This is a genomic window from Moraxella sp. DOX410 (assembly GCF_032248735.1).
In the GTDB taxonomy this organism is placed as follows: domain Bacteria; phylum Pseudomonadota; class Gammaproteobacteria; order Pseudomonadales; family Moraxellaceae; genus Faucicola; species Faucicola tetraodonis.
In genome coordinates this window covers 982,763-997,020 of sequence record NZ_CP135138.1, presented here as the reverse complement: position 1 = coordinate 997,020, position 14,258 = coordinate 982,763, and the positions used below count along the sequence as shown (strand labels likewise).

The 14,258-nt window shown below is 44.3% G+C and carries 9 protein-coding genes and 1 tRNA gene; 7 read left to right on the top strand and 3 right to left on the bottom strand.

Annotated elements, in window-relative coordinates; genetic code table 11:
- Window positions 1-82 precede the first annotated feature (82 nt).
- On the bottom strand, window positions 83-3,349 hold the full coding sequence (locus RNZ41_RS04480) for an autotransporter assembly complex protein TamA (protein ID WP_314027686.1): 3,267 nt from the start codon (window positions 3,347-3,349) through the stop codon (window positions 83-85).
- Window positions 3,350-3,478: 129 nt separating this feature from the next.
- Between RNZ41_RS04480 and RNZ41_RS04475 the strand changes: the two genes are divergently transcribed.
- A complete protein-coding gene (locus RNZ41_RS04475; RefSeq protein ID WP_076774146.1) occupies window positions 3,479-4,801 on the top strand; it encodes an MFS transporter in 1,323 nt (440 codons plus the stop codon).
- Between the two features lie 280 nt (window positions 4,802-5,081).
- Complete coding sequence (locus tag RNZ41_RS04470; RefSeq protein ID WP_314027685.1) at window positions 5,082-5,894, top strand: peptidoglycan DD-metalloendopeptidase family protein; 813 nt, start codon at window positions 5,082-5,084, stop codon at window positions 5,892-5,894.
- Window positions 5,895-6,017: 123 nt separating this feature from the next.
- Here the strand turns inward: RNZ41_RS04470 and pdxA are convergent, their stop codons facing one another.
- Window positions 6,018-7,070: a 4-hydroxythreonine-4-phosphate dehydrogenase PdxA gene (pdxA, locus tag RNZ41_RS04465; RefSeq protein ID WP_314027684.1), complete on the bottom strand. Its 1,053-nt coding sequence runs from the start codon at window positions 7,068-7,070 to the stop codon at window positions 6,018-6,020.
- A gap of 319 nt (window positions 7,071-7,389) precedes the next feature.
- On the opposite strand from pdxA, the gene RNZ41_RS04460 reads away from it, so the two are divergent.
- Window positions 7,390-7,791: a hypothetical protein gene (locus tag RNZ41_RS04460; RefSeq protein ID WP_060995430.1), complete on the top strand. Its 402-nt coding sequence runs from the start codon at window positions 7,390-7,392 to the stop codon at window positions 7,789-7,791.
- A 77-nt stretch (window positions 7,792-7,868) separates the two neighbouring features.
- Here RNZ41_RS04460 and RNZ41_RS04455 read toward each other — a convergent pair.
- Window positions 7,869-7,944 (bottom strand) — tRNA-Arg (locus RNZ41_RS04455).
- A gap of 148 nt (window positions 7,945-8,092) precedes the next feature.
- Here RNZ41_RS04455 and dnaE point away from each other — a divergent pair.
- From dnaE to RNZ41_RS04435, 4 genes are all read left to right on the top strand, one after another.
- The gene (gene dnaE, locus RNZ41_RS04450) at window positions 8,093-11,653 is read left to right on the top strand and encodes a DNA polymerase III subunit alpha (protein WP_314027683.1); all 3,561 of its coding nucleotides are present in this window, start codon (window positions 8,093-8,095) and stop codon (window positions 11,651-11,653) included.
- 172 nt (window positions 11,654-11,825) lie between these two features.
- Window positions 11,826-12,170 (top strand): Hpt domain-containing protein, encoded by a 345-nt coding sequence (locus RNZ41_RS04445; protein WP_314027682.1) that lies wholly within the window; start codon window positions 11,826-11,828, stop codon window positions 12,168-12,170.
- 24 nt (window positions 12,171-12,194) lie between these two features.
- Window positions 12,195-13,031, top strand: a complete 837-nt coding sequence (locus RNZ41_RS04440; RefSeq protein ID WP_314027681.1) for an RNA methyltransferase — start codon at window positions 12,195-12,197, stop codon at window positions 13,029-13,031.
- 48 nt (window positions 13,032-13,079) lie between these two features.
- Window positions 13,080-14,228, top strand: a complete 1,149-nt coding sequence (locus tag RNZ41_RS04435; RefSeq protein ID WP_314027680.1) for an acyltransferase family protein — start codon at window positions 13,080-13,082, stop codon at window positions 14,226-14,228.
- Window positions 14,229-14,258 lie beyond the last annotated feature (30 nt).

The following is a 14,258-nucleotide window of genomic DNA, read 5'->3' as shown; positions in this document are numbered from 1 at the left end:
CCTCACATACTAGCAAACTTTTATCCAAAAATCTTAACTAAAAACCTTGCACAAAATAATGCAATAATTTTTAGCCAAATTATTATAGCGGTGAACCGATAAAGAAATGTAAACGGACATCGTTGTTATCCCCGGTCAGACCTTTTGCCACATCGAGCCGTACCAAGCCTATCGGTGATTGCCAGCGGATTCCTGTACCAATACTGACCGCCGTTGCGTTATCATATTCGCCAGTCGTATCATACGCATTACCAAAGTCGGTAAACACAGCGCCCCGAAAACTCGGTCTAAACTCATAGTTATACTCTGCCGACCCTACTGCTAACGCATCACCGCCGACTAAGAAATTTTCGCCACCATAGGTCGGTCCTAAACTATCGGTGTTGTAGCCGCGGATACTAGAATCACCGCCGGCAAAAAAGCGTGAACGGTAAGGCACATCATAAAAATCACCGCTATATAGATAACCCAAATCCAGTCGCCCAATCACTTGTTGTTTGTTATCTTTGCCAAAAGTATACATCCCAGTACCACCCGCACGTAGAATGGCCATATTGGTGTCACTCAGTGCCCCTTTAGCACCGACTTCAAGCGAATAACGTTGGCTATAACCCCACATTGGCGTCAGCATATTGTCTGCTACCGTTTTATTAATTGCATAACCCGCTAACAAGGCTTGTTGGGTATAATCCGATGCGTAGTTGTTAAAAGGATAAGGCAAGCTATCGGTGCTATATTTTTCAGGATCGACTGTGAGTTTATCGCCGCGGTAGCGCAGCGAATAGGTGCGATTCCAACCACTATCATGATAAATATTGCGGGCGATACTGGCATAGACCGTGTCCGCTTCAAAGGTGTTGACTAGGTCATCAACTTCTTTGTGTTGATAGCCGACTGTGCCTGTTAGTTTATCGTTGAGGGGATGCTTATAGGGTAAACTGGCAGTAAATTCCACCGCTTGATCGACTTTAGATAATGCTACTGATGCCCCAGTCTGCAGACCACTTCGGTTAACCAAGTTGTTTTGATATTTACCAGTCAAGCGCACGCCTACGTCCGTTTCATAACCCAAACCCAACTGTGCCTCATGCGGCTTGGTGGCATTGAGTACCACATAGGTTGGGATTTGCTTTGTTTCATACACTTGTTGTGGCGTGAGCTTTGGTATGACTTGGTCTTCTCGTGGTTTAATGGGTAAGTCTTTGTCTTTATCCAGTTTTTTTGCCGTTTTACTGACCACATTGGCAATGACCACCAGCGGATTTTTACTTTTATTTTCAGCCTCGGGTGATAACTCCATATCTTCGGGTGCGGCCAATAAGTTTTTGGCTTTTCGGCTGATGGCATTGAGACGTTGTTCGGTCGAGTCATCGACTTCAAATTGAATCGGCGCAATGTCATTGGGGTCTTGCACCTGATTGACGGTTTTTTGTGTCGTGCTATCGACAGTACCTGCGGATTGAAGTTCAGATGAGTTACTTTGAGCGGAGTTGATTTGATCTAAATTACTTTGAGATGCGAGACTTTGATCGGTTGACTTGGTAGGTAAAATACCGGCAGATGTATCAGAAGTGTCCGCGGTATTGTCGGCTGTCGTATTACTGGTGTTGGCATTGCTGAGTGTCGCCGAGCCAGATTGTTCAAATGCGATATCGCTTGCTGCTTCGTCCGATGGCATGATGACATCCACATCCACCCCATTAAAATAACGGGTGGCTGTCAAATTGTTGGTAAATTCGCTGACAAAGGGTTGATAGTAGGCATCGCCTTTTTGGTACGTCATTAAGGCTTTCATTAGCTTTGGCTTTAAAGGCAGTTTATCGGGGTCATCGGTCAAATTGCCTTGTTTATCAATGCTGTATATTTTTACATCATCAAAGTGATAGCGAGTCTTTGTGTCATAAATTAGGTCAACATCCGCGGTATTGTCCGGCAAAATAATATCCACCGAACTATTGAGCCATTTGGCATCGAAGTAACCATTGGTCTGCGCGACGCCTTCAATCGTGGCCTTTGCGGCTTTATAGATACCATGACTGAACACATCCCCTTCTTTGGGCGGGATTTCTTTTTCTATCACAGGATACACCGGCAGGGCGTTATCGCCTTCCCCACCTTCACCACGGATATCAATGATGCGATTTTGCACGATGACGGGTTTGCCGACCTCTAAGCTGACTTGGATATTGTCTTTGCCTAAATGTTTGAAAGCGATTTTAGTGTCATAAAAACCCACCGCCTCTGCCGCATCTTTGGCAATTTGGCGTAATTTGTTCACACTGGCATTAAAATCCGACACCGATTCGACGGTCACTTTTTCCAATGCTGCCTTGATATTGCGCGCAGGCTCAAGTTTGGCATCTGCATTGGCAAAGCTGATATCAATATAGTTGAGCCCTTCGCCGCGACCAATGATTTTGTTCTTCAAACGCGCCACGATGCCTTGCGACTCTGCGGTCACGGTTGAGTTGGCTTGTGGGGTGGTCAATGCCGTTGTTTGCTGTTGATAGGCGGGCAAGTAATCATTGGGATTGATGGTGTCGGTGGATTTGATATTGCTGGCATCATTGGCAACGCCTTGATTACTAACATTCTGATTAGCAACATTTTGGTTAGCGATATTTTGATTAGATAAATTGGTTTGCTCGCTCACCTTTTGATTAATCGCGTCGAAATTCTGTTTTTCGGTGGTTAGCTGCTCAGTGATTTGTGCTTGCGCCTGAGTGTTCACGGTTGCCCTGGGTGCAGGCTTGCTATTGTTGATTTGATTGGCAACCGACTGCGGCGTTGTTTGGTCTAATGCTTTACTGTAGCCGACACTAGGTTGGTTTTGTTTCAACGTCGCCACAGGTTGGTTAAAATTATTAAAGTCTGCCAAGGTCTGATTATCGAGTTGTTGTCCAATTTTATCTTCAACACGCTGCTGATTGAGTTGATACAGATAAGGCTGAGCGGTGTTGGCATCGGTAGTGATACTATCTTGCCCAGTTGCCGCAGGCGTGGTATTTTGCGTTGCCGTGGTGCCCTTGCTGTCATTGGCGGTCGTGTGCGCTGCGCTGTTCGTGGTTAGCGTGCTATTCGTTGCTGAGCTATTAGCTGAACTACTAACAGTAGCTGGCATTGTTATTGTTGGCGTTTGTGCCCCCCAAGCAGGCACCACACCCATACCAACCAAAGCAATGGCCAAACGTATGGGTGTCAAGCGAAACAGCGAATGGTTTGATACGCTAGATTGGGTCGGGCTTTGATAAGGATTTGACGATAGTAGAGAAATGGCATGAACAAAACTAAACGGGTTATCGGTCAATGCGATTGACGGACGATAGGGTAGCAAATTTATTGGTTTCATGATAAAAATCAAATCCTTGAGCGAGCACTAGGCGATTTTAGCATAAACATTTTACTAACCAAACATTTTCGCAACCCTTTGTAAAATATTTGTTAAGATAGTCATCATCAGACATTTCTAGGATTGCTCATGAGTACCCAATTTGCGCTTTTTAAATACAAACGCTTTAGCGCCATGTTTGCTACCCAGTTTTTAGGGGCATTTAATGACAATGTATTTAAGCAAGGTTTGATTCTAGTACTGACCTTTATGGCAGCGGCAAAATTGGGGATGCGTGTCAGTTTGCTCAACAATCTGGCGGCGATGCTATTTGTATTGCCGTTTTTTTTGTTTTCCGCCTTGGCGGGTCAAATTGCTGATAAATATGAAAAATCTTGGCTGACAAGGCTGATTAAAATCCTTGAAATCGTCATCATGGTAGTTGCCGCATTTGGGTTTGTGTTTGAGATTTATCCGCTATTATTTGTGGCGTTATTTTTGATGGGTACCCATTCGACGTTTTTTGGTCCTATCAAATATGCTTATCTACCCCAAGCCATGACTACCGATGAGTTGGTAGGAGCCAATGGGCTGTTCCAAATGGGCACGTCACTGGCTATTTTGACAGGGATGATGCTGGCTGGCGTATTGATGAAATTAGACAGTCCGCTGTTTTGGATATCTGGGGTGACGGTTTTTGTGGCGATTATGGGCTACTTGGCTTCTCGGTTTATTCCCGTCATGACTGCGCCACAGCCTGATTTGACCATCGACTGGAATATCTTTCGTACTAGCTGGCAAACCATTGCCAATTTATATCGCTTACCGATTATGTGGTTTACCATTTTGGGTAATAGTTGGTTTTGGTTTTATGGTGCCACGTTTTTGACCCAAGTACCTGAATTTAGCAAGTCTATTTTGCTAGGCGATGAAAGCGTCGTGATATTTTTATTGACGCTGTTTTCTGTCGGTACGGCGCTCGGCTCACTGTTATGTAAAACGTTGACTAAAAACCAAGTGAGTTTAAAGCTGTTGCCCTTTGGGATTGCAGGATTGACGATTTTTGCGATTGACTTATACTTCACGCTTTCAGCGATGCATTTGCCGCCCCTCGCCAACAGCGCGCACTATAGTATCGGTATGATTTTTGCCACGCAAGGTGCTATTCGTGTGTTTGTCGATTTGTTTTTATTGGGTTTTTCAGGCGGTATTTATATTGTACCTTTATACGCTTATATGCAAGCTTATTCACCTGAAACAAGCCGTGCTCGCATTATCGGTGCCAACAATATTTTAAATGCCGTATTTATGGTGGGTTCGGCGATTTTTTCGATTGTTTGTTTGACGCTAGTTAACGTGAGCCTGCCGATGCTATTTGCGATTGTCGGGGTGATAAATTTGGTCATAGGCATTTGGCTATTTTTAAAACTAAAAAAATACAGCCCTGCCAAGCCAATTATGACCCATGAATAACACCCTATTGCCCTGTTCAATCAGCCTATTTAATCGCCCTATTAAGTTAAATAGTCCGTACAAATTTTTAGGAATGCTAGGCAACGGATGGATGGTAAGCAATGGATAAACAAGGGATTTTGCGCCAGGTTTTCATTTGAGTCCAAAATGTTGCTATTTGTTATCGTTTGGCAAAGAAACGTTGTTGTTCACTTCAGTTACTTTGTAAGTGGTTAAAAGTTAGTTACTATACCCTGACTTGTTGTAATTTTTTTTGTATCACTTGCTAGGAATGACTGTTATGTTTGCCACTTATAAAACACTGTGCACGCCCAAACTGGTAAAAATTAGTGCGATAGCCTGTACGGCGGTGTTGATGACCGCTTGCGCTTCACAGAAGATCGCGACCGTGGATAAGCGCCCTGTGTATGTACGGGGTGTGCCCAACTATTATATTGTCAGAAACGGCGATACTTTAAGCAAAATCGCCGCCACTTATGGATTGGATTATCGTCGGGTTGGTGCGCTCAACGGGCTCGATAGCAACTATACGATTTATCCAGGGCAACGCTTGATTTTAACCTCAGCAAGTAGTCCCACTTCTTATCGCCCAACGACCATTCGCCCTGTGACGGTCAATCAATCATCCCGCCCGTCTAACCCGACTTATTACCCACCTAGACAAGCCAATAACTTATCAACCCCGTTACCGATGCCAAACCAAGTCATCGTGCCAACCAGCAGCTTGTCACAAGGTTGGTTACGTCCTACGAATGGCAATCTATTGCGGCCGTTTAACCAGCAAACAGGTACGTTAGGTATGTGGTTTGGCGGACAAGCAGGGGCAAATGTTGTCGCCAGCCAGCCAGGTACGGTGCTGTATGTCGGTAGTGATTTGCCAGAATATGGCAAATTGATATTGATTCAGCACAACAGCGACTACATTAGTGCCTATGCGCATTTGGGAAATTTTGCTGTACAAGAGCGCCAAACGGTGCAAGCAGGTCAAACCATCGGTACCGTTGGGACGGACAATAATTTGAATCAACCTGCCGTAGAGTTCCAAATCCGATATCGGGGTACGCCAGTGAACCCTGCCAGTTATTTAAAATAATTAAATAGCTGCTTAAAATAGTTAAAAATCTATTTAAAATATCGCAATAAAAAAGCCAATCCATGACGATTGGCTTTTTTTGTGAGCCTAATTATCGGTGAGGATAATTATCGGTGAGGATGATTAGTGGGCAATCGCGGTCGCCATGTTATTGGCATAGTCAATCGCACGATACAGACTATCGGCACTCGCTTTGCCTGTCCCTGCCAAATCCAGTGCTGTGCCATGATCGACTGAGGTGCGAATATAAGGCAACCCTAAAGTGATATTCACGGTTTCGCCAAACCCATGTGATTTGAGCGGCGCAAGTCCCTGATCGTGATACATGGCGATAATGGCATCGGCAGTGGCGATATGCTTTTGGGTAAACAAGGTATCGGCTGGCATCGCCAAACTAATATCAATACCTTGATCGCGATAGTGCTGTAACACAGGATTGATGATGTCAATTTCTTCTCTGCCTAGATAGCCTCTTTCCCCGGCATGAGGATTGAGTCCACAGACCAATATTTTTGGGTGAGTGAGACCAAATTTTTGCTGACAATCATGGATGACAATATCAACGGTTTTTGCCACTTCTTCGTGGGAAATCGCATCGGCGACCGCACGCAGGGGCAAATGGGTGGTGACTAAAGCCACTTTCATCAGATTATTGGCGAGCATCATCACCACTTTATCCAGCCCCGACTGCTGCATAAAAAATTCGGTATGTCCCATAAAATCTGGCAACACAGTCATAATCACCGATTTTTGCAGTGGCGCGGTGACAATTGCAGCGACTTGTTTGCTGATGGCGAGCTTATGCGCCAGTTGCAACTGTGCGATGACCATTGGCGCGTTATGCGGATTTAGCTGCCCTGCTACCACAGGTTGTGCTGTCGGCACATCCACCACCAAAATAGTATCATGCGCTGAGGGTTGCGCAATTTGCGGTAAATCTTTTAACTCATGTAACTCATGCGTCGCTAATTGTTGAATCATCAATCCGTCTTTTACAGCGCCTTTTTGTTTGAGCTCACTATACCTTTCTTGCAGCGCGTTGATATCTGCCAACACAATGACAGCGCGATTGGGCAGATTTAATTGCTGTCTGTCAGCAAGCATCAGTATGATATCCATGCCAATACCCGCAGGTTCGCCCGAAGTAATCACTAAGGGAAGACTTTGAATGGTCATTTTTATACCTTTTGATAAACACTGATAAAGCTATCAGTTAATATTTTATGAATTTATTACCAATGATGGGGCGCATTGTTAGCTTGATAAAGATAAAATAGTTTCATGTTCATGACGTCAACTAAAACCCTGATTACATCGATTATGGTTAGCGATCACCAATGATTTGATTAAATGAAATCTAATTATTTGCGTAATGTTAAGTAACTATTGTATACCCAATGAGTTTGCTATTATTAACTTAATTTAAATCAGTGTATAATAGCACTACACTTTACTGTCAATCCTGTATTTTACTGTTGTTATCAATGGAGTCCTTATGGCTACCTACGAACATATTAACCAAAAAGTTGAAAAAATGTGTCAGCAATCTGAAGATTTTTCAGTTCGCGTACCACAAGTCATGCAGCGCCGTATCTATATGATAGCGAAACAAAACCCCCTCAACAATGCCAAAGAAATGAAAGAAATGGAGCGTATGGTGACTGAAAAACCCATCGCATTTTTTGAATCTTGGACGCAAATGGCTTGGCAAGCGCTCGTTGCGCAGCAAAATATTGGGCAATTAATGTTTTCAAATTGTATGAAATTAAGCTTGGGTCAACCGATTTCATTGCAAAACTTCTTTTATGCTGTTAACCAAGAAGCGCTGCATGTATTAGAAAAAGGGATGCACCCTATCTATAGCCGCGTGGCCGCTAATGCCAAACGTTTAAGCTAAGTTTTACTTTTTTCAACCAAACCCAATAATTTTTTATTGGGTTTTTTATTTTTATAAGTTTTTGATGTCAAAAAAACTGGTACGCCCAGCGGGACTTGAACCCACGTCGGTCGCTTAGGAGGCAACTGCTCTATCCAGTTAAGCTATAGGCGTAAAGGTCTACTATTTTATCATATTAAATCGTAAATTCTTAGCGTCCACTGATACTTTTTAGGCATTTTGTTGCTGATTTTGTAGGTTCGCAGTTTTGCAATTCATAGTATAATAGCGGGCTAAAGATAAACCGCGATAAAGGCAATACATGGCATTTGTACACTTTGGTATTCACACCGAATTTTCTATCACTGACTCGATTGTACGCATCAAAGCGTTGGTCAAAGCTGCCAAAGCCGACAACCAACTGGCGCTTGCTATTAGTGATTTATCCAACCTGTATGCCACGGTCAAATTCTATAAAGCTTGCTTGGATGCCGGTATCAAGCCGATTATCGGCTCTGAGGTATGGCTTGAAAATGATAGTACGACAGTAACGCTACTTGCCAGCAACCAAATCGGCTACAAGAATTTGACCAATATCGTGTCAAAAGGCTTTGTCGATGGTCAAGTAGTGGGCAAACCGATTATTCAGCGTGACTGGATTTTTGAGCGCAGTGAAGGCGTGATTGTGCTATTCACCGAAAAATCAGACGTCGGTCAAGCCATGTTATCAGGTCACCCAGAAAAAGCCGATAGCCTACTACAACAATGGCAAACTACATTTGCCGATCGTGTCTATTTTGCCATTAAACGCACCCAGCGTGCCAACGAAGACCGTTTTATCGAGCAAGCCATTCGCATGTCAAATGCCTTTGATGTGCCTATCATTGCCCATAATGACGTGCGTTTTTTAACAGAAGATGATTTTGAAGCGCACGAAGCACGGGTGTGTATCGCCAATTCGCAAGTGCTTGCCGACCCCAATCGCCCACGTGATTATTCCCCTGAGCAATATTTAAAAACCCAAGATAAGATGACTGCCCTGTTTAGCGACATGCCAGCGGTGATTGACAACACCTTGGATTTGGCAAAACGCTGTAACGTCATTATTCACATGGGTCATCACGATTTACCCGAATTCCCCATTCCCGAAGGCGATACCATTGAAACTTTCTTTCGGCGCACTGCCCAAGAAGGTCTAGAAAAACGCCTTGAAAAACTCTACCCCATCGAAAAACGCGACGACAGCTGGGTAGAAAAACGCAAGCCGTATGATGCGCGTTTGGAGTTTGAACTCACGACGATTTTGAATATGGGTTTCCCCGGTTATTTCTTAATCGTGATGGACTTTATCCGCTGGTCAAAAGCCAATGATGTGCCTGTAGGTCCTGGTCGTGGCTCAGGCGCGGGGTCGTTAGTGGCGTATTCGCTCAATATCACTGACTTAGACCCGCTAGAATATGACCTACTGTTTGAACGGTTTTTGAACCCTGAGCGGGTATCCATGCCAGACTTTGACGTCGATTTTTGTATCGAAGGGCGCGACCGCGTCATTGATTATGTGGCGCAAAAATACGGACGAGAAGCGGTATCCCAAATCATCACCTTTGGTACGATGGCGGCAAAAGCGGTGGTACGTGATGTCGCGCGCGTTCAAGGTAAATCGTATGGTCTTGCTGATAAAATCTCTAAACTCATCCCTAAAACCCCAGGTATTTCGCTCGCTGACGCGGTTGAAGCCGAACCGCAGCTCAAAGATTTGCTTAACAATCCTGACAATATGGATTATGAAGATGCCAATGAGATTTGGGAAATGGCAGTACGGCTCGAAGGGATTACCCGGGGCGTTGGTAAACATGCAGGGGGCGTACTTATTGCGCCGACCAAAATCACCGATTATAGCGCAATCTATTGTGATGAAGAGGGTCATCCCGTCAGTCAGTTTGATAAAGACGATGTGGAAGCAGTTGGCTTAGTAAAATTTGACTTTCTGGGTCTACGAAACCTAACGGTGATTAATGCGGCAGTAAAAAATATCAATGCACGCCGCGCTAAAGAACAGAAGCCACCGCTTGATCTTGAGACTTTACCGTTAGACGATAAGCCCACCTATACGCTGCTACAAGATGCCCATACCACCGCTGTATTCCAGCTTGAAAGTACCGGCATGAAAAAATATTTGGCCAAGCTTAAACCGACCAATATTGAAGACGTCATCGCCATGTGTGCGCTGTACCGCCCGGGTCCACTCGATGCCGGGATGGTCGATATGTACATTGACCGTAAACACGGCCGCGAAGAGGTCATCTATGACCATGACCGACTTGAGCCGATACTGGAAAATACCTATGGGGTCATTGTCTATCAAGAACAGGTAATGCAAATTTCGCAAGCGATGGCAGGCTATAGTCTAGGCGGTGCCGATATGCTACGCCGCGCGATGGGTAAGAAAAAACCCGAAGAAATGGCAAAACAGCGCAGTATTTTTGTGGAAGGGGCAATTGATCAAGGCATCGATGATAAACTTGCAGGTGGCGTGTTTGATTTGATGGAAAAATTTGCCGGCTACGGGTTTAACAAATCACACTCAGCGGCATACGGCGTGCTAGCCTATCAAACCGCCTATTTAAAACACTACTATCCTGCCGAATTTATGGCGGCGGTCATCACCTCGGACATGAATAATACCGATGGCGTGGTGTTTTTTATCAATGATTGCCGCGAAAATTTTGGTTTAAAAGTAGAAAACCCTAGCGTTAACCACTCCAATTGGGCATTTGTGCCGATTAACCCGACGACCATTGTGTATGGGTTAGGCGGCATTAAAGGCGTAGGTGAAGGTGCCGTAGAGTCTATCGTGGAAGCGCGAAACGCGGGCGGTGAGTTTACCGATTTGTATGATTTTTGCCGCCGTGTTGACACGCGAAAAGTCAATAAACGCACCCTTGAAGCATTGGTTAAAGCAGGCTGTTTTGATAGTTTTGCGCCAAAATTACGACCTGATTTGCCTGCGGATGAAGCTTATCACATCCGTGGCGCGTTACTTGCCGAATTGCCAAAAGCGGTACAAGCAGCTGAGCAACAGCGTAGCAATGACAGCCTAGGGATGATTGATTTATTTAGCGATATACAAGAAGTCACTGCGCCGCCCCCATTGCCCCGTGAGCCAGTCTGGACAGATGCTGAGCGCTTAAAAGGCGAAAAAGACACGCTAGGACTTTATCTCACCGGCCACCCGATTGATAGTTATCGCGATGAGTTAAAACGCTATACGCCAAAGACATTGGGCGATTTGAGCGAAACCAGCTATGGCGAAACCGTATTTTTTGCAGGCTTGATACTCGATGTCGCAAACTTTGGTAATCGCTCAGTGATTACGCTCGATGACGGCACAGGTCGTATCGAAGTGAGTTGTTATGCCGAGCGCTTTGCCCGCGTCAAAGACAAGCTTAAAGTGGAAACCGTGGTGATCATCGACGGCTCTATTCGTGAACGCGATGGCACGTTTTATGCCAGCCTACAAGAGGTAATGACTTTAACCGATGCGCGCAAACGCTGGCTAAAAAAAATCAGCATCAAAATTGCAGGTCATGATATGGCACTGTTTGAACAAATACAACAATTGTTAGCGACCGCCAATAACTCAACAATTCACTATTTATCGCATCAATTTAATCACTCTGCCGACAATGCCCAATTTGCGGACAGTCAGACCGCCAATGCATCGGGTCAATTAGGGGTACCGATTAACCTATGTGTGTATAACGACTATGCGATCGCCCATCTTAATATGCCAACGCATTGGCAAATTGTGCCAACAGAAGAGAATTTTGGCAAACTCAAAAGCTTGGTCAATGAGGAAAATTTGCATTTACATTTTAGTTAGCGTCTGATTTTGGTGAATTTGGACGATAAACCTATCATGCGATAAACGTTTGTATCCCTTAAACTGACTTTCATCAAAGTTTTGATAAAATTCAATGAGATATGGGCTAAAATAAGCCAATCAAATTTAATCAATGATGTTTTATTTAATGCCCCATCAACAGGAAACTCATATGACTCAACCCTGCCATATCAACTTGCCACAGTTCGAAGAATTAAGAGCGTTACTTGACGAAGATTTTGTTGATTTGATGCATACTTATATGCAAGATAGCTTACAACGTTTATCGGAAATGGAAACAGCTTATGCCAACTTAGACAACCGTTTGGGGTATAATGCAGCGCACGGCTTAAAAGGCGCTAGCTCTAACCTTGGCGCTACCGAGCTGACCGAACTTTGTTATAAACTGCAAGAAATCTGCCGCACAGGTCATATCCACCAACATGCACAATTGATTGAAGAAATCAAAGCGGAATGCCATGCAGTGAATGACCAAATACAATCGCTTATTGCGTAACGACTGGCTGAAATTTGACACCCCATGGTAACGACTGACACTAACGCTTCTCAGCAACCCTTCTCAACCCTTGCGGCATTTTTAGCCGGTATTCGCATTGTAATGGTGAATACCACATTGCCTGCCAACATTGGCTCTGCCGCGCGCGCCATGCACACCATGGGTCTAACGCAGCTCACGGTGGTGGCGCCCAAACTACCGATTGACGAAGATGCCTATGCCCATGCGGCAGGTGCCAAAGCAATTTTAGACGCTGTGACCATTTGTGACACCCTTGAGCAAGCCCTGCAAGATTGCCACTGGGTAATTGCTACCAGTAGTCGCCAACGCCATATTCCAAGACCCGTGTTATCGCCCCGACAAGCGGCTGAATTGATGGTCACTAATTTTCAAAACCTTGACGATTTAATGACAGACTCTCCGCATCGCAATTGGCAACTTGCCATTGTGTTTGGTCGTGAAGATCGGGGTTTAACAAATGAAGAGCTGCAATTGGCCGACTACCATATTCAAATTCCTGCCAATGCGCAGTATGGGGTGTTAAATGTGGCCGCTGCGGTTCAAGTGATTGCCAGCGTTTTTTACGAAACTGCAGAGTTAGCATTGACGGCAAAAACAGCGGCTGAAAAATCCATTGATTTGACTTTTCGCCAACAATGGGATGAGCCGCCTATCTCAAATGAGCAGCGTTTACAGCTAGAAAATAGGCTGTTGGCATTGCTGGAGAATTTAGATATCTACAATCCCGCCCAATCTAAAGTGATGCCTCAGCGTATTAATCGACTCCTTAGTAGGTTACAGCTTGATATCAAAGAATATCAGTTACTGCAAGCCACCATCGCAAAATTACTGAAACGATAAAACATTACTCAAACGATAAATTATTAACCCGTTAAGCGCTCAAAGTTTATGTCTGCCACTGTTTTGCTTGCTGTTGTGTTTGTGCTGAGCTTAACGCTTGTCACTTGGCTACTCAATCAACTCCCCCAACGGATGATTGGGGGGTTTGATGCCAGCCATCGCCATTCCCCATTAGATGGTATCCGTGGCATTTTAGCGCTATCGGTATTTACTCATCACTTTTTTAAAAATTATTTCTTTCAAACGACGGGGCGCTGGCAGTCACCCAATATTGATTTTTTTACCAACTTGGGTAGTGTGCCGGTATCGCTGTTTTTTTTAATCACCGGATATTTATTTTTTGGTAAGCTCAGACAGCCGCGGATGGATTGGCAATACCTTTATCGCTCTCGGCTGCAGCGCATTGTGCCGCTATATTTATTTTTGGGCATCTGTATCGTCGCTATCTATTTCACCCAGCAACACCCGCCGTTACCTCTGTCTGAGTGGCAGCAATGGACACTGCGCTGGCTAAGCTTTAACAATCAATCGCTTAAAAATTTTTACGCTTGGCCGCTGGTCGCGGGCGCGGCTTGGACGCTACTTTATGAGTGGGGTTTTTATTTTAGCCTACCGTTACTATTTTTATTGGCGCATCCCAAACAACTAAACCATTGGCAAAATATCGCGATGTTGATGATAAGTTTGCCTATTTTGTATTATGTTTTCACACATACTACTCTCAAGCTATATTGGTTATTTTTGTTGGCTTTTTTTGCAGTTTGGTTGGAAGATTTTTTTAAAAATTTATTGGCAAAATTTCCTGTGGTTTTTGCAATCGCTTTATGCCTACTAACCCTGTTTATTTTATTTGAAACTTCGGCGTATTCTTATTGGCAAATGCTACTTTGTGGCTTACTGTTTTGTTTTATTGCCAACGGTTTTACGTATTTTGGCGTGTTATACCAACAAGGTCTAAAGGTCTTGGGTGAATTAAGTTATAGCTTATATCTGACCCATGGTTTGGTCATGTATATATGGTTTAACTTATTACACTTGCATGACTTTAGCCAATCGATGACAGCCTATGTGTGGACGTACCCGCTGGTGTTGGTATTCGTTGTTATGTTTGCTGTTATAGGCTACAACTATATTGAAAAACCTTTGATGCATCGACCTAACTATCGCCGTGATGCGACAACAGTATTGCAATCATAGCCAATCATAGCGTAGCTTAATGAGTTCGTG